This window comes from Paenarthrobacter ureafaciens (genome assembly GCF_004028095.1).
Classification (GTDB): Bacteria; Actinomycetota; Actinomycetes; order Actinomycetales; family Micrococcaceae; genus Arthrobacter; species Arthrobacter ureafaciens.
In genome coordinates, this window is sequence record NZ_SBHM01000007.1 from 373,852 (window position 1) to 393,271 (window position 19,420).

General features: G+C 63.0%; 19 protein-coding genes and 1 pseudogene. 6 read left to right on the forward strand and 14 right to left on the reverse strand.

Annotated features, from left to right (window positions below; translation table 11 throughout):
* The first annotated feature begins 203 nt into the window (after positions 1-203).
* From AUR_RS05925 to AUR_RS05935, 3 genes are all read left to right on the forward strand, one after another.
* Positions 204-755, forward strand: a complete 552-nt coding sequence (locus AUR_RS05925) for a YceI family protein (protein ID WP_031217168.1) — start codon at positions 204-206, stop codon at positions 753-755.
* Positions 756-948: 193 nt separating this feature from the next.
* Entirely contained in the window at positions 949-1,665 is a 717-nt protein-coding gene (locus AUR_RS05930) for a hypothetical protein (RefSeq protein WP_082694565.1), read from the forward strand.
* 302 nt (positions 1,666-1,967) lie between these two features.
* The gene (locus AUR_RS05935) at positions 1,968-2,735 is read left to right on the forward strand and encodes a hypothetical protein (protein WP_062097793.1); all 768 of its coding nucleotides are present in this window, start codon (positions 1,968-1,970) and stop codon (positions 2,733-2,735) included.
* Between the two features lie 58 nt (positions 2,736-2,793).
* Here AUR_RS05935 and AUR_RS05940 read toward each other — a convergent pair whose 3' ends face one another.
* On the reverse strand, positions 2,794-3,501 hold the full coding sequence (locus tag AUR_RS05940; protein ID WP_021474353.1) for a redox-sensing transcriptional repressor Rex: 708 nt from the start codon (positions 3,499-3,501) through the stop codon (positions 2,794-2,796).
* Between the two features lie 75 nt (positions 3,502-3,576).
* On the reverse strand, positions 3,577-3,831 hold the full coding sequence (locus tag AUR_RS05945) for a glutaredoxin family protein (protein ID WP_021474352.1): 255 nt from the start codon (positions 3,829-3,831) through the stop codon (positions 3,577-3,579).
* A gap of 248 nt (positions 3,832-4,079) precedes the next feature.
* Here AUR_RS05945 and AUR_RS05950 point away from each other — a divergent pair, with 248 nt between their 5' ends.
* Both AUR_RS05950 and AUR_RS20775 read left to right on the forward strand, forming a co-directional pair.
* A complete protein-coding gene (locus AUR_RS05950) occupies positions 4,080-4,895 on the forward strand; it encodes an HAD family hydrolase (protein ID WP_021474351.1) in 816 nt (271 codons plus the stop codon).
* A 561-nt stretch (positions 4,896-5,456) separates the two neighbouring features.
* Positions 5,457-6,032, forward strand: coding sequence for an endonuclease domain-containing protein (locus tag AUR_RS20775; protein WP_310649511.1), 576 nt, complete (start codon positions 5,457-5,459; stop codon positions 6,030-6,032).
* A gap of 245 nt (positions 6,033-6,277) precedes the next feature.
* On the opposite strand, the gene AUR_RS05960 is transcribed toward AUR_RS20775, so the two are convergent.
* From AUR_RS05960 to AUR_RS06005, 10 genes and pseudogenes are all read right to left on the reverse strand, one after another.
* Positions 6,278-6,376: a 30S ribosomal protein bS22 gene (locus AUR_RS05960; protein ID WP_003792170.1), complete on the reverse strand. Its 99-nt coding sequence runs from the start codon at positions 6,374-6,376 to the stop codon at positions 6,278-6,280.
* A gap of 171 nt (positions 6,377-6,547) precedes the next feature.
* The gene (locus AUR_RS05965) at positions 6,548-6,760 is read right to left on the reverse strand and encodes a helix-turn-helix domain-containing protein (protein ID WP_021474348.1); all 213 of its coding nucleotides are present in this window, start codon (positions 6,758-6,760) and stop codon (positions 6,548-6,550) included.
* Between the two features lie 150 nt (positions 6,761-6,910).
* Positions 6,911-8,059: a 3-deoxy-7-phosphoheptulonate synthase gene (locus AUR_RS05970; RefSeq protein ID WP_062097797.1), complete on the reverse strand. Its 1,149-nt coding sequence runs from the start codon at positions 8,057-8,059 to the stop codon at positions 6,911-6,913.
* Positions 8,060-8,279: 220 nt separating this feature from the next.
* Complete coding sequence (locus AUR_RS05975; protein ID WP_062097799.1) at positions 8,280-9,287, reverse strand: acetylxylan esterase; 1,008 nt, start codon at positions 9,285-9,287, stop codon at positions 8,280-8,282.
* 50 nt (positions 9,288-9,337) lie between these two features.
* Positions 9,338-10,062: pseudogene (locus tag AUR_RS05980) on the reverse strand (DUF1961 family protein).
* Entirely contained in the window at positions 10,059-10,730 is a 672-nt protein-coding gene (locus tag AUR_RS05985; protein WP_062097801.1) for a rhamnogalacturonan acetylesterase, read from the reverse strand. Before AUR_RS05985 ends, AUR_RS05980 begins: the two are co-directional and overlap by 4 nt.
* Positions 10,731-10,760: 30 nt before the next feature.
* Positions 10,761-11,633 (reverse strand): carbohydrate ABC transporter permease, encoded by an 873-nt coding sequence (locus AUR_RS05990; RefSeq protein ID WP_021474343.1) that lies wholly within the window; start codon positions 11,631-11,633, stop codon positions 10,761-10,763.
* Entirely contained in the window at positions 11,633-12,607 is a 975-nt protein-coding gene (locus AUR_RS05995) for an ABC transporter permease (protein ID WP_062097803.1), read from the reverse strand. Before AUR_RS05995 ends, AUR_RS05990 begins: the two co-directional genes overlap by 1 nt.
* Complete coding sequence (locus AUR_RS06000; protein ID WP_062097805.1) at positions 12,604-14,136, reverse strand: extracellular solute-binding protein; 1,533 nt, start codon at positions 14,134-14,136, stop codon at positions 12,604-12,606. The genes AUR_RS05995 and AUR_RS06000 overlap by 4 nt, the downstream gene beginning before the upstream one ends.
* Before the next feature lie 287 nt (positions 14,137-14,423).
* Complete coding sequence (locus tag AUR_RS06005) at positions 14,424-15,185, reverse strand: YesL family protein (RefSeq protein WP_082694564.1); 762 nt, start codon at positions 15,183-15,185, stop codon at positions 14,424-14,426.
* Positions 15,186-15,475: 290 nt separating this feature from the next.
* Here AUR_RS06005 and AUR_RS06010 point away from each other — a divergent pair, with 290 nt between their 5' ends.
* The gene (locus AUR_RS06010) at positions 15,476-17,500 is read left to right on the forward strand and encodes a DUF6807 family protein (protein ID WP_062097806.1); all 2,025 of its coding nucleotides are present in this window, start codon (positions 15,476-15,478) and stop codon (positions 17,498-17,500) included.
* On the opposite strand, the gene AUR_RS06015 is transcribed toward AUR_RS06010, so the two are convergent.
* Together AUR_RS06015 and AUR_RS06020 are read right to left on the reverse strand one after the other, a co-directional pair.
* Positions 17,497-18,777 carry an MFS transporter gene (locus tag AUR_RS06015; protein ID WP_079941201.1) on the reverse strand — a complete coding sequence of 427 codons (1,281 nt, stop codon included), beginning with the start codon at positions 18,775-18,777 and terminating at the stop codon, positions 17,497-17,499. The genes AUR_RS06010 and AUR_RS06015 overlap by 4 nt on opposite strands.
* Positions 18,778-18,792: 15 nt before the next feature.
* Positions 18,793-19,410, reverse strand: a complete 618-nt coding sequence (locus tag AUR_RS06020; RefSeq protein ID WP_062097808.1) for a hypothetical protein — start codon at positions 19,408-19,410, stop codon at positions 18,793-18,795.
* Positions 19,411-19,420 lie beyond the last annotated feature (10 nt).

A 19,420-nucleotide genomic window follows, 5' to 3' on the forward strand; every position in this document is an offset into this window, starting at 1 on the left:
TTTACCAGTTTCTCAAAGATACGGAGCGATCTGAAATCTTCTACCGCTAGTAGAACTCAAAGTTTTCCAAAAATGTTCCGGCGAGGCGGAATAAAAGATGCATATGCATGTTTATACTGGATACGAAGCTCGGTTGATGCTTCAAGTAATCAGGTTCAGCCGGGTAAGCACTATCCCTTCCACCACACAGGAGCACCACCATGATGACCCTCCCCGCCAACGTCACCACCGGCACTTGGACCCTCGACAACTCCCACAGCGAAATCGCTTTCACCGTACGTCACGCCGGTATCAGCAAGGTTCGCGGCCAGTTCAAGGACGCATCCGCCACACTGGAGGTCGGCGAAACCCTCACGGACTCCAAGGTGACCGCCACCATCCAGACCGCCAGCTTCGACTCCGGTGACGCCAACCGCGACGGCCACGTCAAGGGCGAGGACTTCTTCGACGTGGAGAAGTTCCCGGAGATCACCTTCGTCTCCCGCCACGTCAAGGCCAACGGAGACGGCTTCGATCTTGTGGGCGATCTCACCATCAAGGGTGTCACCAAGGAAGTTGCCATCGAGACCGAGTTCAACGGCGTGGCCGTAGATCCGTTCGGCAACACCCGCGCCGGCGTCTCCGGCGAAACCACCATCAGCCGCAAGGACTTCGGCCTCACGTGGAACGCCGTGCTCGAGGCCGGCGGCGTCCTGGTCAGCGACAAGGTTGCCATCAACCTCGAACTCGCCTTCATCGCACCGGCCGCTGCCTGATTTCCCCGCTTTTCCACGGAACGGCGTCTCCCCCTCACCGCATCAGGTGAGCCCCCACGGGGCTGGGCGGAGGCGCCGTTTCCGCATGCTCGGAACTCGCCGGGCCAATAGCTGGCTGACCTGCGCGTATCTACCCAAATCGTTGGTCCGGAATTTCCTATGTTTCGTACACCCTGCGGTCTAGAGTGATGCCATGAGTAACCCAGACGAAGCACCACAGCCACAGCAGCCCGGCGCCCAGCCTCCGCAGCCCGGCAATGTTCCTCCTGCGGGTTACCAGCCTCCGCAGGGCTACCAACCTCCCCAGGGCTACCAGCCGCCCCCGGGTTATCAGTCTCCGGGTCAGCAGTCCCAGCCCGGCCAGTATTCACAGCCGGGCCAGTATTCGCAGCCTGCTGCGGGCCAGCCCGGCGGGTTCCACTTCGAAATGCCCACCGACGGTCCCCGGAGCTTCAACGATGTCCTCCCCCAGGGTGGCTTCTCCGGCATGTTCAAGACCCAAGGCCTGCCCACCGAGCTGAAAGTGTCCTATTTCATCTGGGTGATCTCGGGCCTGGTTGGGTTGCTGTTCGGGCTGATCGGACTTTTCGCCATCATCGCGGCCTTCGCCTTCATTCCGGCCCTGGCAGCCGTAGCACTGGTACTGCTCCTCGTGAGCCTCGCCGTGGCCGCAGCCCAAGTGGTGCTGGCCATGAAGATGAAGGAAGGCAAGGAATGGGCGCGCCTGGCGCTCACCGCCATTGCCGCCGTGTCACTGGTGCTCGCCATCTTCGGATCCATCAACATGGGCGGTCCAAGCACCGGGCTGGGCAGCAACTGGTTCGGCTTCCTTGTCAGCGCCGTAGCCGTTGTCCTCATGTGGCTTCCCAACTCGCAACTTTGGTTCAAGGCAGTCAAGGGCACTGCCTGACCAAACCGATGCTCCGCCGTCGGGCGTTATGACCGGCGCCGGACTCCAGTTCCGCCGTCGGGCGTTGCTCAAGCGCGGAAGGCCGCGGCCCTTATTGGGGGCCGCGGCCTTCATCACGAAGGCGTATTTCCCGCGGTCTTTGTACGCCCACATGATGATTTATCCACACGCGGGAAATTCCAGCGTGTGCTCGTCCCCACCGCCAAACGGTCGGGGTACGGTGGATTCAGAACCATGCTGGGGGCAGGGTATTTTGTGGACCCCGGTAGCCGTACCAGCAGTCGAACAAGCAAAGGAATGCCATGAGCAACCCTCCCTACCCGCCCTCGAACCCGGGCGACTCCGGCCCCGAGCAGCAGGGGTCCCAGCCCTCAACACCGCAGTACGGCCAGCAGTCCCAGCCGCAGGCGCCGCAGTACGGGCAGCCGGCGGCTCCCCAGTACGGTCAGCAGACGCCGCAGTATGGCCAGCAAGCCCCACAGTATGGTCAACAGGCACCGCAGTACGGGCAGCAGGCTCCCCAGTATGGGCAGCAGGGTTCGCCTTACGGCCAAGCTGCTCCGCAGTACGGGCAGGACACCAACTGGCCCAGCCAGCAGCCCGGTCCCAGCGGCGTCCCCCAACTGGTCAACGTTTCCTTCTGGATGATCCTTGCTGCCGGCATCCTGACCCTGATCTCCATCCCCATAACCATCGCCCTGCTGAACTCCAGCGAAGGCCAGTCCATGATTCAGGACGCCCTTGATGCGCAGGGCACCAGCGGAAGCGAAATCTCGGTGAGCAGCATCGTTGGCGTTGCCATCACGTTCGTGGTCATCATTTCGCTCATCATGGCCGGGCTGTATGCCTTGGTCGCCTTCAAGATCCGCAAGGGCAAGAACTGGGCCCGCATCCTGGGCACGGTCTTCGCTGCGATTTCGCTTCTCGGCCTGACCCAGATCGGCGTGGGCACCATCACCATCCTGCTCGGCGTTGCCGCGATGGTGTTGCTTTACCTGCCGGCTACTGCTCCCTACTTCCGTAAGCAGCAGGCCTTCGGCAACCCGTACCAGAACCCTTACGGCCGCTAGGCCATCACTTCACGGTCAGAGGCCGTGAACTTTCAACGACGGGCACGGACCCGGCGGGCTAAACGGCCTCGCCCGGAGTCTGTGCCCGTTGTGCGTGGTACGCCAGGATCTGCAGCTCGGTGGCCATGTCGACTTTCCGCAGGTTGACGTGCGGCGGGACCTGAAGGAGCACGGGTGCGAAGCTCAGGATGCTACGGATCCCCGCGGCGATAACCCGGTCGCAGACTTGCTGGGCAACTGTTGCAGGGAGCGCCAACACCACCATGTTGGCGTGGGTCCGCTCCAAGACGCGTTCCAGCTCGGCGGCATCGCTGACCCGCAGCCAGCCCACCTCGTTGCCGATCACCATGGGATCGGCGTCGAAAATGGCAACAACATCGAAGCCACGGGACTCGAACCCTCCGTACCGGGCCAGCGCCTTGCCGAGGTTACCGGCACCAACAATCGCGACCTTCCAGTCGTGCGTCAGCCCCATGGCAGCGGCGATGTGGCGGCTGAGATTCTGCACCTCGTAGCCCACCCCCCGGGTGCCGTAAGACCCCACGTAGGACAGGTCCTTGCGGAGGGTGGAGGAGCTGACACCGGAAGCCTCAGCCAAGGCCTCCGAAGAGACCCGCTCCACGCCTTCAGCCAGAAGCGAGTTCAGCGCGCGCAAGTAGAGGGTCATCCGGGCCACAGCCGCGGGCGGGATCTGCTTCGTGGCAGATTCATGGTCCCCCGTTGTTGCTTCAGGGGACGGTTCCAGCGCAGTCACGGTTTTCTCCATTGCGTCACTTTGTTGTTCAACTCTATGGCCCCCGGCCACGCTCAACAAAAGCCGTTACCTCCCGGTTGCTGCCGCTCAGGCCGCCAGGGCCTTCTTGAGAATCCGCATCAACCGCTGTTCGTCGATGGTCCAAAAATCCCGCTGCACGCCGTCCACCAGGACCACCGGGATCTCCTCCGCGTACTTCTGCTGCAGCTCAGGATCATCCTCGATCCGTTGCTCCGTCCACGCCACTCCGAGCCCGGAGGTCACGCGTTCGACGGCGGCGCGGGCCGCCGTGCAGAGGTGGCAGTCAGCTTTGGTGAGGAGGACGACGTCGGGAGTAGCCATGCCTCCACGTTAACCCCACCCGACCATCCCTCTCCCACATCCCACCCCCACCCGACCATCCCTCTGCCACATCCCACCCCCACCCGACCATCCCTCTCCCACATCCCACCCCCACCCGACCATCCCTCTCCCACATCCCACCCGCTTCCCCCATCTGGGGTTAGCCTCTGTTGGCTAACCCCACACCCGCGGGGCGGCGTGAACGCGCCTCCCAGCGAGGGGCGGCGGCAATTGACTAGACTCAATGCATGCCCGAGGAGAATAACGCCGCCATAGCCGCGGCTGCCCTAGCGCAGTCGAATACCGGTGAGGCTGCTTTCTTCGACGTGGACAACACCTTGATGAAGGGCGCGAGCCTCTTCCATGTGGCCCGGAAAATGTACGAACGAAGGGCCTTCACGCTGTCCCAGGCGGCGGGGTTTGCCTGGAAACAGTTCAAATTCGTATTGCGTGGCGAAAACCTGGATGATGTCCATGCCGTCCGGGACTCGGCCTTAACGCTCGCCGCAGGAATCACTGTCGATGACATCAAAGCACTTGGCGAAGAGGTCTACGACGAAATGATCGAGTCCAGGATTTGGCCCGGCACCAAGGCCTTGGCGGAGCAGCATCTTCGAATTGGTCGACCCGTCTGGCTGGTTACTGCAACTCCTATCGAAGTTGCCACAGTGATATCCACCAGGCTTGGGCTGACCGGCGCTTTGGGTACCGTCGGTGAGATCGAGGACGGTATGTATACCGGGCGTTTGGTGGGCGACATTCTGCATGGTCCGGCCAAAGCAGTCGCCGTCAGCCTGGTCGCTGAAAGGGAAGGCCTGGATTTGGAGCACTGCTGGGCCTACAGCGACTCCGCCAATGACATCCCCCTCCTCACCATGGTGGGCCATCCCGTGGTGATCAATCCTGATTCCCGGCTTCGCAAGCACGCCCGCGAGAACAACTGGCCGGTCTACGACTTCCGCTCCGGTCGCCGCGCGGCGACCCTCGGCCTCAAAGCCGCTACGGTGGGTGGGGCTGTTTATGGATTGTGGCGGGGATTCAGCCGCTTCCGCACCCCCCGCTGATCCTCTATCACCTCCCGCCGCCTTTCCCAGCTTCCTCTATCACTTCCCGCCCGGTTTTCCGGCCTCCTCTATCACTTCCCGCCCGGTTTTCCGGCTTCCTCTATCACCCGGTCAGATCGACCGCCGACCTGTGGATAACTTCTGCGGGCATCGAGGCTTTCCGGCAACAATGCCTTTATGGAAAAGCCTTCTCTCATCAGCCCTAGACTGCCTTACGCGCCCTTTACATTGAATGAAGCCAAAGCTGCGGGGTTACAACAGACCGAGCTATGGCGGCGAGCTGACATCGATCCTGTCAGCAGGGGCCTCTATCGACCGGTGGAGTGGGATTTCGACCTTGCAGCGGCAGCGCGGTCGTTGTCCGCCGCCAGCCCGGGCGCATGGATTTCACACGTTACTGCCGCAAGATTACAGGGACTTTTCCTTCCGCCGTGGTTGTCAGATTCCAACGAACTGCACCTCAGCAAACCCAGGAAGCTTCCGCCTGTGCGCCGCAAAGGAGTGGTCGGACATACCGTGTTGGCCTTTGACGGTGAAGTCGAAGAGACGCAGGGAATTCGGATGACCACGCGTTCGAGGACGTGGCTCGACTTGGCCACACAACTACCGTTATACGACCTCATCTGCGTTGGAGATCAGCTCATACGCGTGCCGAGGCCGGAGTTGGAAGGACGAACTGCTCCATACACAACCCTCGCTGAACTGCGCACACTGCTGGACCGTCACCGCAGAAGGCAGGGCGTCGTCCGCGCGCGTGAGGCCCTCGAGCTTTTGCGCGTCGGCGCTGATTCGGCACCGGAAACGCGGCTTCGGCTCGCCATGCTCGATGCTGGCCTCCCGGAGCCTGAACTCCAAGTGAAACTTCGGGTAGGGGATCCCTTCTCGCCGACTACCGACCTGGGCTTCAGGGCCCGCCGGCTCGCCATACAGTACGACGGCGGCCATCACCTTGAGGAGGAACAGATCCTCAGCGATATGCGCAGGGATAAAGCCTTTCGGGCGGCCGGATGGACCGTTTTGGTATTCGACAAAGACGACGCGGGAGAAGACTTCGTCTCTGCAACGAAGCAGATCAAAAAGGCACTGCGGACGGCGTGGATGGACCCTTCGGTCGAGTCCGGCTTTGCCCGGGGGTGATAGAGGAACACCCCCCACAACCGGCGGGAGGTGATAGATCGACGCCCGGAAACGGGCGGAACGTGATAGAGGAACACCCCCCACAACCGGCGGGAGGTGATAGAGGAACACCCCGAAACCGGCGGGAGGTGATAGAGGGGCACCCTAAAGGGCGCGGGAGGTGACAGAGGGATGCAGGAGGGGCGGGGATGCAGAAATGCCCGTTACCTTGGAGGCAACGGGCATTCACGCTTGATGAAGTATTTCTACTTCTTATTGCGGCGCTGGTGGCGAGTCTTGCGAAGCAGCTTGCGGTGCTTCTTCTTGGCCATACGCTTGCGGCGCTTCTTAATAACTGAACCCACGAAAGTTCCTTACAAACTAGATGAAGGTCCTGTCTGTTGGAACGGATCCGCGGACAAAGCAGCAGACAGTACAACTGACAGATTCTTACAATGACGTAAAACGTTCCTTAACAGGGTACCGCTTCGCAGAGGTACCCGATGACCACGGCCCGCTGTGCGGACAATCGGCACTCAGGCGGTCTCGGTTTGCCCGTCCACAACAGCACCTTTCAGGTACTGTGCGACGGCCTCCTCGGGGACACGGAAAGAACGGCCGAACCTGACGGCCGGCATTTCTCCGGAGTGAACCAAGCGGTACACGGTCATTTTGGAAACGCGCAGGACGTCGGCCACTTCGGCCACCGTCATGAAACGCGCGTTCGAGAAGTTAGTCTCCGCGGACATTTCCCATATTCCTTTGCTCTCAGACAATAGGACACCCCCAGCAGAACGGTGTGCCGATGCTGAGCCATCAAACAACCATGTCTAGATACTCTAGAGGCTGATGGTGCCAATGTGAAAGCACTTTGGGAAAAGTGGGACTGTACTTCCCGCCTACTCCCCCGACGCCAGCCGACGCTTCCGGGCCGAGGCCGCCAGCTGCTCCAGAACGGAAGCAGTAACGTCCCACTCCATGCAAGCATCCGTGACGCTCTGGCCGTAGACGAGGTCCTGTTCCCCCGCGAGCTGCTTGGCGACGTCCAGGCTCTGCGCTCCGCCAACCAGGAAGCTTTCCAGCATGACGCCGGCGATGGGGGTGGCCGGATCGGATTCCAGCTGGGCGCCGATCTCCAGCGCCACTTCGGCCTGGCGGTGGTGGCTCTTCCCGCTGTTGGCGTGGCTTGCGTCGACGATCAGCCGGGGGTTCAGGCCCTTCGAAGAGAGCTTTTCCGAGGCATGGGCCACGTCATCCTGCGAGTAGTTGGGGCCCTTGCGTCCGCCGCGGAGAATCACGTGCGTGTCCGGGTTTCCAGCGGTTGCCACCAAAGCCGCCCGGCCGTCGTCGTCGATTCCCAGGAAGGCCTGTTCGGCGGCAGCGGCGCCGCAAGCGTCGATGGCTACCTGGAGGTCGCCGTCGGTACCGTTCTTGAAGCCGATGGGCATGGACAGTCCGGAGGCGAGCTGGCGGTGGATCTGGCTTTCGGTGGTCCGCGCGCCGATGGCACCCCAGGAAACCAGGTCAGCCATGTACTGCGGGCTGATGGGTTCCAGGAACTCCGTGGCGGTGGGCAACCCCAAGGAAGTGACCTGCTTCAGGAAGCCGCGGGCTGCGCGGAGGCCGGAGGCGATGTCATGGCTGCCGTCCAGGTGGGGATCGTTGATGAGGCCCTTCCACCCCACGGTGGTGCGCGGCTTTTCGAAGTAGGTCCGCATGACGATCAGCAGGTCTTCCTTGTGCTTCTCGGCCTGGCTGACCAGCCGCCGGGCGTATTCGAGGCCTGCCTTGGGGTCATGGATGGAGCAGGGGCCCACGATCACCAGCAGCCGGTCGTCGACGCCGTCCATGACGGCGCGTACTTCGTCGCGGCCACGGTCGACGACGGCAGCCGAGCGGGCGTCCAGCGGCAACTCCGCGATGATGTCCTGGGGTGCCGGAAGGGGCTCGAAACGGGCCACCCGAAGGTTGGAGGTGGCGGGCTGCGCGGCGCCAAGGGCATCAACGGGGTGGGCGGCTGCAGCGGTTTCGTGGGCGATGCTGGTCATTTTCTGGGTCCTGTTCCGGTGGCGGAGCGGGCCCCTTTTCAGAACCCGCCGGATATGGCGAAGGGCAGAGAATCATCTCTGCCCTGTTGGCTCTGAAGGAAAGTTGGATGCGTGTCAGTTAGACGCGGGCCCCTCCAGAGCCAACGAAAAATACGCATACCAACGCTTAGTCATAGCCACACCATAACCGCGGCGAATCAACCCCGGCAAATCGCGTCCGTCATGATGACAAAAGTTTGCGCAGGAACTGCAACTGCTTGATCCAGTGGTGTTCCTGCCCGCCCTCGTGGTTGTTGAAACGGTAGACCTCAATGTCCTTTTCCGGGGTACCGCCGGTAAGGCCGTAGTTGTTGTAGCCGGCAAAAACAGTGGACGGCGGGCAAATGTCGTCCATTTGGGCGCCGGAGAAGAGGGCCGGAACGGTGGCGGCCCTCCCCAAGTGCACGCCGTCGAAGTAGTTCAGCACGGCGAGCATGGCCTCGTAGCGGTCCCGGTGCCGGCCGAGGAAGGAGGCGATCTCCGGGTACGGTCCGCGGGGAGTAATGTCGATGGCCCGCGGGAAGTCCTGCAGGAACGGGACGTCGGGCATGGCGGCGATAACGCCGTCGAGCCTTCCCGCTGCCAGCCCCGCGGTGGCCACGGTGATGCCGCCGCCCTGGCTGATGCCCGTCAGCACCACTTTGGAAGGGTCGACGGCGGGATGGCTCTGTGCCGCTTCGACGGCACGGAAGGCGTCAACATAGACACGGCGGAAGTAGTAGTCATCCTGGTGCCGGATGCCGCGGGTCATCAGGCCGGCATAGGCCACGTCCCCAGCAGAGGAATGGGGATCCGGGGTATCGCCCGAAACGCCGCCGTAGCCCTGGCCGCGCGAGTCCATGATGAAGTGCGCGTATCCGGCCTGCGCCCAGCGTGTGTTCTGGTTGGCCAGCCCCCGGCCACCCGAGTAGCCGATGAACTCAACCACAACGGGCAGGCGCTGCCCGGGCTGGAGGTGTGCGGGGAGGTGCAGCCAGCCCTTGATCCGGTGGCCGCCGAAGCCGGAGAAGGTGACGTCAAAGGTGTCGATGACGGCGAGGTAGTTGTCGACGGACTCGAAGGTGGCATCGAGGGAAAATTGGCGCGCTTCCTCAATGGTCCGGTCCCAGAACGGTTGGAGGTCGGCCGGCTGGACGGCGCTGGAGGTGTAGTCGCGGAGCTGTTCGAGGGGAAGGTCGAAAAGAGGCATGGTCCGTTCCAAGGAGAGAGGGGTTGGTGGTAGCGCAGTTTGAGGACATCCTACGTCATGGCAGCGTGGTCTCCGTCACTTAGGGGCCCGACCATCAGGTTCCGGTAGGCGGCCCGGAGCGGAGCCATCTGGCGGATCCCGAAGTAGCCTCCGCCCAAGGGCACGGCCGCCGGGTCCGACCATGCGAACAAGGACAAACCGTTGATGGAGAAAAGGACCTCCGGCCCGTCCTTGACCACTTCCATGCGGTAGAAGCCATCCGCATCCTCGGCCGGCGGGAGCGGATCGGCTCCCTGCGCCACGAGTTCGAATCCGGCGCTCTTCCGGAGGTTGCAGGTGCGGAACGCGCGCTCGGAAGCGTACTTGTGCCGGAAGTAGGAGATATGAAGGGCGTCGATGTCGCCGGAGTGGTACTGCGGATAGAACCCGGTGCGCGGAGTGAGGGCCGAGGAAAACAGGTCTTCGCCACCGTGGCCGCGGGCCGCAAAAACACCATCGCCAAGCCCGGTTCTTCGATCGGCTTGAACTCCCACGTGATGCGGACGTGGTCCGGCAATTCGCGGGGACACCACAGCGTCCAGTGGGCATGGTCGCCGCGGACTTCAGGATCAAGCGCGCCCGAAAGCAGCAGCGCCGGCCCGCCGTCGTCGCCTGCACCGCCGTCGTCGCCTGGACCGTCGTCGTATGTTTCCAACCGGACCGGCCCCTCGGCGATCCAGTCGGCAACGTCGTCGGGTCCCCTGAGCTTGTTCCCGTAAACAGTAGCGACGCTCAAGCCTGCACCCCTGCGCTCAACGACACCGGCAGACCAAACCCGAGCGTTTCCAGTTCGCCCGCCACGTGAGCCGCGATCAACCGCGCACCCTTCTCATGAAAGTGCGTGTTGTCCTCGAGGCCGCCAACCCAATGCGCATGCTCCCCGGGTGCGAAGTGGAAGAACAGCTCCGTGGAACCCTCCTCCCCCAATTCCAGGTACAGTGCGCGGGTCCAGCGGTTCAGGTCGATGACGTCCAGTCCCAGCTCGCCTCCGAGTTCACGCACGACGGCGGGATACTCACCGAGCGTCTCCTGAAGGGCGCCGCCGTCGAAATGCCGTCGTTCCACCGGGGTACACAAAATCGGAATCCCGCCCTTGGAACGCACCTCGGCAACCATGCGCCGGAGGTTCCCCGCGTAGCCTGTCCGGGCGGCGAGGTGGGCGCGCTTCTGGTCGTTGTGTCCGAACTGGATCAGGACCACGTCGCCTTGGACCGTCTGATGGAGAAGCTGGTGCCAGAGGCCTTCCTCGCGGAACGACTCCGTAGTGGCGCCGCCCTTGGCGTAGTTGTGCACGGCCGCCCACCAGTAGGTTTCGGGCGCAAGGTGGGCGCCCCAACCGCTCATGGGGTATTCGTAACTTGGGCAGGCCGCCACTGTGGAGTCGCCCGCGAGGAGGATTTTCATGTTTGTCCTTTGGTGTGAGCCTTGTGAGCCTCAGCCCTTCACTGAGCCGATCAGCATTCCCTTGGCGAAGTGCTTCTGGAGGAAGGGATAGAAGATAAGGATGGGCAGGGTGGCCACGACGATCACCGCGAATTTCACGCCTTGCTCGGGCGGGATGTAGGTGGGGTCCACATTGCCGGTACCCAGGAGGTCCGACGCCGCCGTCACTTGCCGGAGGTACATCTGCAGGGTCCACATACTGTTGTCGCTGAGGTACAGCAACGGAGACATGAAGTCGTTCCAGATCCCGACGGCGTAGAACAGGGCAAACGTGGCCAGCACGGGCTTGGACAACGGCAGCAGGATGCGCCAGAGAATTCCAATCTCCGTAGCGCCGTCCATCTTGGCGGACTCCTCCAGTTCTCCGGGTAGCTCCTGGAAGAAGTTCTTGATGATGATCAGGCTGAACGGGTTGATGGCTGCCGGCAGGATCAACGCCCAGTATGTGTTCAGGAGGCCGAGGTCCTTGACCAGAAGGAAGGTGGGGATCATTCCGCCGGAGAAGACCATGGCAAAGACCACCAGGGAAAGGATCAGCTTCCGGCCCCGGAGTCCGCGCTTTGCCAGCGGGTAGGCCATGGTCACCGTCAGCAGGAGCTGGATCAGGGTGCCCACCAGGGTCACGAGCACCGTGGTGAGCAGGGCCTTGGTGAACGCAGGCGTGGAGAAGATGTACTCGTAGGAACCGAGCGTGAACTGTTCAGGCCAGATGAAGAACGGCCGCCTGGTGATTTCCGCTTCGGAGGCGAACGATCCGGCAAGGACGTACACGAACGGCAGCAGGGTGACGATCCCCACCAGGGACAGGAAAACGTAGTTGGCGGCGTCGAAGATCCGCCCGCCTCGGGTGTTGTGAATCTTCATTAGAACAGTCCGCTCTGGTTGAAGCGTTTTGAGAGCCAGTTGGTGCCGAAGATCAGCACGATGCCCACCAGCGACTTGAAAAGCCCGACGGCGGTGCTATAGCTGTAGGCGCCTTGGGTGATGCCAACAAAGTAGACGTAGGTATCGAAGACATCGGCCACACTGCGGTTGAGTGCGTTGGTCATGAGGTAGATCTGCTCGAAGCCGGTGTTGAGCATCTGTCCGATGGCCAGGATGAGCATCACGATCACCGTGGACCGGATGCCGGGAAGGGTGATGTGCCAAACACGCCGGAAGCGGCCGGCGCCGTCGATGATTGCGGCCTCGTACTGGTCCTGGTCAACGGTTGCCAGCGCGGCGAGGAAAATGATGGTTCCCCAGCCGGTGTTCTTCCAGATTTCCTGGAGCACGATCAGCGGCCGGAACCAGTTGGGATCGGAGAGGATGTCCACGTTGGTGCCGAAGAGTCCGTTGACGAACTGGAAGAGCGGGCCGATGTCCAGCGCGAACAACAGGAAACTCAGGGACGCGACGATGGTCCAGGACAGGAAGTGCGGAATGTAGACGAGCGTCTGGACGGTGCGCTTGAGGATGCTGAGCCGGACTTCGTTGAGCAGCAGCGCCAGCACGATGGTCAGCGGGAACGCGATGCCCAGGTTGAGGAAGGCAAGGATCAGCGTGTTGCCGAGCAGCCGGGGAAAGTCAGGGTTCGCGAAGAAGTCCTGGAAATGCTGCGTTCCCACCCAGGGGCTGCCGTTGACGCCGAGGAAAGGAACGTAGTCCTTGAAGGCGATGGACACCCCGTACATGGGTCCGTACCGGAAGATCGCAAAGTACAGGAGCCCCGGGAGCAGGAGCAGGTAGAGCCACTTGTAGTGGGCGAAGTGGACGGCAAAACCGCGCCGCCGCGCCGGGGCGGGCGGCTGCGTGGCCGCCCGCCCCGGAGCTTTGGTCTCAACGACGGGCGCTGTCACTTCTTGTTTTCCTGCCAGAGCTTGTTGATTTCTTCCTTGACCTTGTCACCGCCGCTGGTGTTCCACAGCTTGATGGCGTCCTTCAGGCCCTGCTCATCGATCTGGCCGGCGAGGTACTTGATGCGGGCGTCGGCAACGATGTTGTCCAGCTGGGCGCCCTTGGCAACGTAGGTTGGCGAGACGAAGGCCGCGGCCGGGTTGTAGACGGCGCTCTTGAGGTCCTCGGCCATCACGTTCTGGCGGTCTTCGAACACTTTTTGTTCGTACTCGGAGGCCTGCTTGACGTCGTAGAAGTTGTTGCCGGTGACGTTGGTGCCAAGCTGTGAGTAGCTCTTGACGTCGGTGTTGATTTCTTTGCCTTCCGGAGTCTCCGGCGTGATCTTGGCAGCGAGGTTGTCCTGGACCGTGAAGTTGACGCCTTCGATGCCGTTGTTCAACAGCACGGCCGCTTCCTTGCTGTTCATGGTGTCCAGGAACTTCAGGACGTTATCCAGCTCAGCTTCCGTGCGGACGCTGGACTTGGGGATGGCCAGGAATCCCGAGTAGCCGTCCGTGGGGTGGGCGTGCAGTTCTCCGTCCGGGCCCTTCAGGCTTCCCACGAAGCCCACTTTGTTCTGGAAGTCAGCAGGGTTGGCCTGCTTGAAAAGGTTGATCAGCACGCTGACCCGGGAGTCGACGTCGACGATGATTCCGCCCTTGCCGTTGAAGAACGGCTCGTTCCACTTGGTGGGATCGAAGGTGGCGAAATCCGGGTTGATGAGTTTCTCGTCCACCATCTTCTTGATGAACCGGTCGGCTTCGAGGAATTCGTCCGTTTCGAAGCTCGGGACCAGCTTGCCGTCCCGTTCCGTCCAGCGGTTGCCTGCGCCAAACCAGGTTTCCATCAGGTCGTAGGGGCTGTTGGTGCCCAGCGATCCCCATTTGGGGATGGTGATTCCGTAGGTGTCATTCTGGCCGTTGCCATCCGGATCCTGTTCGGTGAAGGCCTTGGCAACTTTGTAAAGGTCTTCCACCGTTTCAGGAGCCTTCATGCCGACTTTGTCCAGCCAGTCCTGCCGGAACATCACGGCCGCGCGGATCGGGTTGCGGGCCCGGAACACCCCGTACACCTTTCCGTTGACGCTTGCGTTCTGTTGGACTTCAGGGAAGGTGGTCTTGAGGTTGGGGTAATCCTTGAGTTTGTCCGTCAGGTCCCAGAACGCCCCGGCCTCGGCGTTCTTCACGAAGCCCGGGGACTTGCTCTGGACCACCAGCACCTGTGGAATGTCCGAGGAAGCCAGGGTGATGTTCATCTTGTCTTCGTACGAGGCATTCGGTGCCCACGAGATAGTGATGTCCTTGCCGGTCATCTCTTCGAGCTTCTTCTGTACAGCCCCGTCGGAGGAAGGCGGCTGCGCCTCAAGGAATGGCGCCATGATGCTGATGCTCTTCATGTCGGCGGCTTGGGGCTCACCCCCGCCGCATGCGGTCAGCGCCAGTGCGGCGGAAACAACGACGGCGGCTGCGAGCGTTGATCTTCTACGGTTCATGATGTTCCTTTTCCACTTCTTCGGGGTTGGTGTCCGTCGGGAGTTCCAGGCTTCGGCCGCCGTGGAACCGTTTGATGGTCCACAGCTGCGTACTCACCAAAATTTGATACGTTTCATTAATGTCGCCGCCAGAGCCGGACAGAGTGTTCAGATCCCCTCCTGGCGACCGGCCGGGGATGGCTTGCCCAGGCGGGACAGGCGAGGGAGCTGCACCCACGGCATCCCAAGACGCGACATCGAGGGCCCGGTGCAAATCAGGCCGCATTACCGGCACTTCGGGACCAAGGTCACGCAAGGCTGGCCTCCTTGTTTGCCGGCACGGCGGTGGCGGTGGCAACAAGAGCCGGCCGGGCAGCGGTCACACGTGACGCTGCTCCGGAAGCGGCCGGCGGCGCCAGCACCTCAGCGGCACCATCAGCGGCCGCGCTTCCCTGGGCAACGGCGTCGTCATTGGCTGTGAAGAAGCGGTCGCACAACCAGCCCGTGACGTACAGCCAGGCGCCGACCCCGAAGAACGGAATGAGCCCCGGAACCTGGCGGCACGCGAACGCGGCGGCCACCGTCATAAAGAGCAGGATGGCCGTCCCGGCCAGGTGGCGCATGGCGAAGCGCGAAGACATCAGGAAGTACTGGGGAATGGTCAGCTCGTAGCGGGCAAACATCGGGAAGAGGTGGCAGAGGGCGCCCGCAGCGAACAGGACCAGCAGGAGAACGGCCATGGATGCCACCTGCGATCCAAGGTCCCAGCCGGCCGAGAAGTAGCTCCAGTTCAGGAACAAGGCAGCGGCAACCAACAGCACCGGAACGCCCAGCAGATTCCCTTTGAGGAAGTTCTTGAAGTACTCGCGCGCAAATCGCTTCAGCAGCGGCGCCGCGTTTCCTCGAACCCGGTCGCGCACCAGAATGTGCGCAGCCGCTGTGCTTGGACCTACACCCAGGACCACCCCGCCCAGAAGGGTGAAAGTGAGCCAGAAAATGTTGAGGCAGGCGATCCAGAGAAGTGTGTCGAAGAAGGTGTAAGCCCGGAATCCGAGTCCGCCAGACGGCATGGAAACCCCCCCTTTCTCCATCGTTGCAGAATTGGCAGCCGCGTGTGCGGCATCACAAAGTAAACGGTTTCAGGCAATCTAGCCGCGTCCCGCTATGCCGGTCAAGGGCTTGTTTGAATCGTTACATCTTCTAGGTCGCTTCAGTGCAGCTCCAAGGGTCGCCTACGGGAAAGCGCTTGCCGCGACCGGCACCGAGGCGATAACCTGAAGGCCCGAACCAACTCCGGACGTGGCGATGGCGTCATCCGCCCCTCGTCCAGCCCGCTGTTGTGAACCGCCAGAGGAGACCCATGGGCACGCCGTCAACCGATTCGCCAACCTCGTCTGTGAAGGTGCCCGCCGCCTCCTCCGGAACTGCCCGGGTTGCACTGGTTGGCGTCCACGGATTCGGCGAACACCACCTGCACAACCTGGAGCGGCTCAGCGGCGAAAAGCTGGTGGACCTCGTTGCCGTGGCCGACCCCAACCCGCCCGCCGCAGGCACCCTGCCCGGCACAACGGCTGTCTATCCGGACCTGGACACACTTCTGGCCGCGGACCACAGGCCGGACATCGTCATTGTTGCCACCCCCATCCAGACCCATGCACCACTTGCTTTGTCCGTGCTGGCTTCCTCGGCCCACCTCTACCTTGAGAAACCTCCCGTTGCTTCCATGAAGGACTTCCTCCACCTGCAGGAGGCTGCCGGGAAAGCCGGCAAGAGTGTCCAGATCGGCTTCCAGAGCCTTGGCTCCCACGCCCTCAAGGCGCTGGAGCAGCTCGCCAAGGGTGAAGCAACCGCAGACTTCCCGTCGATCGGCAGGCTCAAAGGGATATCGGCTACCGGCCGCTGGGTGCGCGACCGGGCCTACTACGCCCGGTCACGATGGGCCGGAAAACGTAGCCTGGATGGCGTGGACGTGGTGGATGGCGTTGCAACCAACCCGTTGGCCCACGCCATTGCCACGGCACTGCGGATCGCCGGGGCCCGCACCGCAGCCGACCTGGAGTCGGTGGATACCGACCTTTACCGGGCCAACGACATTGAAGCGGACGACACCTCCGTGATCCGCATGCGCACCATCCAGGGGCTGCCGATCACCTGTGCCCTGACGCTCTGCGCTTCAGAATCGGTGGAACCGTACGTCACCCTGCACGGCACTGAAGGAACCGCGGTGTTCCACTACACCGAGGACCGCGTGACCGTCCACACCGAGGCCGGCGAAGCAACACGGGAGTTCGGACGGGACGACCTGACGGAGAACCTCCTGAGCCATCTTTCCGAAGGCACCCCGCTCCTGAGCCCGCTGGATCACAGCGGCGCCTTCATGAAGGTCCTGGAAGCCATCCGAACAGCTGAACCACCAACCGCCATCCCGTCCGATGCAGTGAACTGGGTGGGAACGGGCCAACAGGCCCACGCGGTACTTCCCGGGATCGAAGAGATCCTGGAACGGGCCACAAAAGCCCACGCCACGTTCTCCGAGCTCGGGGTCTCCTGGGCCTGCCGGGATTCGACCGGCACAGAGCCGCTGTTCACGGATTCCACGGAGGCCTCCCTGCAACGCGGTTCAACGCTCTGGAACGAGCTCTCACCGCGGCCCTACCTGCACCCGGTCTCCACGCTTGCGGGAACAGTTGTTACCGACCACATGCCCGTGGACCACGCGTGGCATCTCGGCGCCGGGTTCGCCCTCCAGGACGTCAATGGCACCAATTTTTGGGGCGGCCGCAGCTACCGTCGCAGCGCCGGCAGGTACGTGGACCTCGAGGACCACGGCCGGATCGCCATCCAAAGCATCGATCGAGGACCGGACAAGACCACGCTGGCCCTGCAATGGATCGCCGCGGACGGTTCCACTCTCCTCCGGGAAGAACGGAGCTTTGCACGTACTTCCATTGACCACCGCACGTGGCGACTGGACATCCGGACCGAACTGACCGGCGTCGTTGATTGCTCCTTGGGCAGCCCGGGCTCGCACGGCGCCGCCGGCAGCGGCTACGGCGGTTTCTTCTGGCGGTTGCCCGCCAACGGTTCGGCCCGCGTCTTCTCCTCCACAGCCGAGGGCGAACCTGACGTGCACGGTACGGTGGCGCCGTGGCTGGCGTGGACCGGGGATTTCGACGGCGGCCCGGCGACTCTGGTGTTCGGCGCGCCCGCCGAGTCCACGGATCCGTGGTTCGTGCGCCTCAACCAATACCCGGCGGTGGGTTCAGCCTTGGCCTGGGATTCACCGGTGGACCTCGCTGCAGGCCAGAGCCTGAGCCGCACCATCACAGTCTGGATCAGCGATGGAACGCTCACGCCAGAGGAGATCGAAGGCTTGGTCGCCTAGGCTCGCGAGCGCCTGCGCAGCAACACGGCAACCACCACGGCGGAGGCCATCCCCAATCCGCCCGTGACCACCAGTCCGGTGCGAACGCCGAACTCCTCCGTCAGCCATCCGGCCAGCAAGCCGCCCACGGCATGCCCACCCAGCAGGAGGGGAAAGTACAGTGCCAGCACCCTGCCCCGGACGTGTGATCCTGCCTCAAGTTGCACCGCAGTAGCGGCACTTGTCAGGAACAACAGGGTCATAAAGCCCACCACCACCAGCATCACAACGAATGATTCCTGGGTGGGCATCAAGGCTGCCAGCAACTGGGACAGGCCGAACAGTCCGGCGCTGGCCACGATTCCCTTGCGGCCGAAGCGTTTGATCCGTGTAGCCAGCAACGCCCCCGTCAACGCTCCCAAGGCGCTGACCGTGTTGAAGAGGCCGAAGCCCGCGGGCCCGCTGTGCCACACCCGGTCAGCGAACGCGGCCAGCACCACGGGCCCGTTCATTCCGAACGCACCCATCAGACCGGCCAGGATCATGGTGAGGAGGAGCGGCGGACGGGCACACACAAAATGGAAGCCGGCCAGGATCTGCCCCCTGCCGTTGGTGCGCGGGAGCGGGTTGTGGTTGTCGGCACCATGGTGCAACTCTGCGGGACGAATCGCCACAATCATGACCAGGACCGCGACCCCAACACCCGCATTGGCCGCAAACGCCGCCGCCGGTCCGGCCTGGGCGATCACGACGCCGGCAAGGGCGGGCCCCAGCATTGCGCCGAGTTGTCCTATGGCGCTGTTGAGCCCGATCGCTGCGGGCAGGCCCCGGTCCCCGACTACCTCGTTGACGAAGACCTGCCGCGCAGGCCCGTCGATGGCGGTGGTGACGCCAAGGATGATGCAGCTGGCGTAGACAACCCCGACGTCGGTTCCGCCGGTTGCGCTCCAAGCGGCCAGTCCCGCTGCCAGCACCGTTGCCACCGATTGGCAGGCCAACAGGATCCGGCGTTTGGGAAAGAGATCCACCAGCACGCCGCTGAGCGGACCCACCACCAGCATGGGCAGGAATTGGAGTGCCACGGCCAGCCCCACCGCTGCGGGGCTTCCGGTCAGTTGCAGGACCAGCCAATCCTGCGCGAGCCGCTGCATCCAGACGCCGCCGCTGCCGGCCAGCGTCAGTGCAACGAAGATGCGGTAGTTGTGCTGCCGGAGCGGGTAGTGCCACGTCTCCGGATCAGGATCGGTTGGAGCAGGACGTCGGGAAGTGAAGCGCTGGGAAAACGGGCGCGGCGGCAAGGCTGGGGTCAGCTCCTATGAGCGGGATCGGATCTTGATGGCGGCTGCGGCGAGGACGAGCGTTCCGGGGACAATCACAAAGAGCGCCTGAAGCATCCACACGAACACCACGGCCATGCCCATCGCTGCAAGCAGCAACAGCGTGCCCGACCAGTCGCGCAGCATTTCTTCCTTGGCGTTCGAGTACGCGGCTACCCAGCGGTCCCGGCCTGCAATCTCTTCCCGGCCGCTCCAACCCGCGGCGATCCTCAGCAGCAGGACGGCGCCCACGGCGGCCAGCGCGACTGTCGCCGGCAGGATCAGCGAGCGTCCCGGCAGTTGCCCCACCAGTGCGAGCAGCAGGTTCAGGACAATCACGACGCCGGCTGCCGCCGTCGTGATCCCGAACTTCCAGCTGCCGGGCAGTGCCAGGCGGAAGTTCCGCCACAGGGTCTTGAGGGAATCGTCCCTGCCGCTGAGGTGCCTCTCGAGGTGCGCGACGCCGGCAGCATAGGCCGCGGGCAACGTCACCAACGGCAGGGACAACAGGAGCACTATGACGCCGGCGAGGATGGCTTCGGAAAAGAGGGCAAAGCGGTTGACCGGGATGCCCGGCTTGTCCGAAGACTGTCCAGTGGTGTCCATGATGCTCATGTGCCTTCTC

What these genes read in the sequence shown, in the direction of transcription:
- AUR_RS05925 (WP_031217168.1), top strand. Translation starts at nt 204, where the DNA reads ATGACCCTCCCCGCCAACGTCACCACCGGCACTTGGACCCTCGACAAC.
- AUR_RS05930 (WP_082694565.1), top strand. Translation starts at nt 949, where the DNA reads ATGAGTAACCCAGACGAAGCACCACAGCCACAGCAGCCCGGCGCCCAG.
- AUR_RS05935 (WP_062097793.1), top strand. Translation starts at nt 1,968, where the DNA reads ATGAGCAACCCTCCCTACCCGCCCTCGAACCCGGGCGACTCCGGCCCC.
- AUR_RS05940 (WP_021474353.1), bottom strand. Translation starts at nt 3,501, where the DNA reads ATGGAGAAAACCGTGACTGCGCTGGAACCGTCCCCTGAAGCAACAACG.
- AUR_RS05945 (WP_021474352.1), bottom strand. Translation starts at nt 3,831, where the DNA reads ATGGCTACTCCCGACGTCGTCCTCCTCACCAAAGCTGACTGCCACCTC.
- AUR_RS05950 (WP_021474351.1), top strand. Translation starts at nt 4,080, where the DNA reads ATGCCCGAGGAGAATAACGCCGCCATAGCCGCGGCTGCCCTAGCGCAG.
- AUR_RS20775 (WP_310649511.1), top strand. Translation starts at nt 5,457, where the DNA reads ATGACCACGCGTTCGAGGACGTGGCTCGACTTGGCCACACAACTACCG.
- AUR_RS05965 (WP_021474348.1), bottom strand. Translation starts at nt 6,760, where the DNA reads ATGTCCGCGGAGACTAACTTCTCGAACGCGCGTTTCATGACGGTGGCC.
- AUR_RS05970 (WP_062097797.1), bottom strand. Translation starts at nt 8,059, where the DNA reads ATGACCAGCATCGCCCACGAAACCGCTGCAGCCGCCCACCCCGTTGAT.
- AUR_RS05975 (WP_062097799.1), bottom strand. Translation starts at nt 9,287, where the DNA reads ATGCCTCTTTTCGACCTTCCCCTCGAACAGCTCCGCGACTACACCTCC.
- AUR_RS05985 (WP_062097801.1), bottom strand. Translation starts at nt 10,730, where the DNA reads ATGAAAATCCTCCTCGCGGGCGACTCCACAGTGGCGGCCTGCCCAAGT.
- AUR_RS05990 (WP_021474343.1), bottom strand. Translation starts at nt 11,633, where the DNA reads ATGAAGATTCACAACACCCGAGGCGGGCGGATCTTCGACGCCGCCAAC.
- AUR_RS06000 (WP_062097805.1), bottom strand. Translation starts at nt 14,136, where the DNA reads ATGAACCGTAGAAGATCAACGCTCGCAGCCGCCGTCGTTGTTTCCGCC.
- AUR_RS06005 (WP_082694564.1), bottom strand. Translation starts at nt 15,185, where the DNA reads ATGCCGTCTGGCGGACTCGGATTCCGGGCTTACACCTTCTTCGACACA.
- AUR_RS06010 (WP_062097806.1), top strand. Translation starts at nt 15,476, where the DNA reads ATGGGCACGCCGTCAACCGATTCGCCAACCTCGTCTGTGAAGGTGCCC.
- AUR_RS06020 (WP_062097808.1), bottom strand. Translation starts at nt 19,410, where the DNA reads ATGAGCATCATGGACACCACTGGACAGTCTTCGGACAAGCCGGGCATC.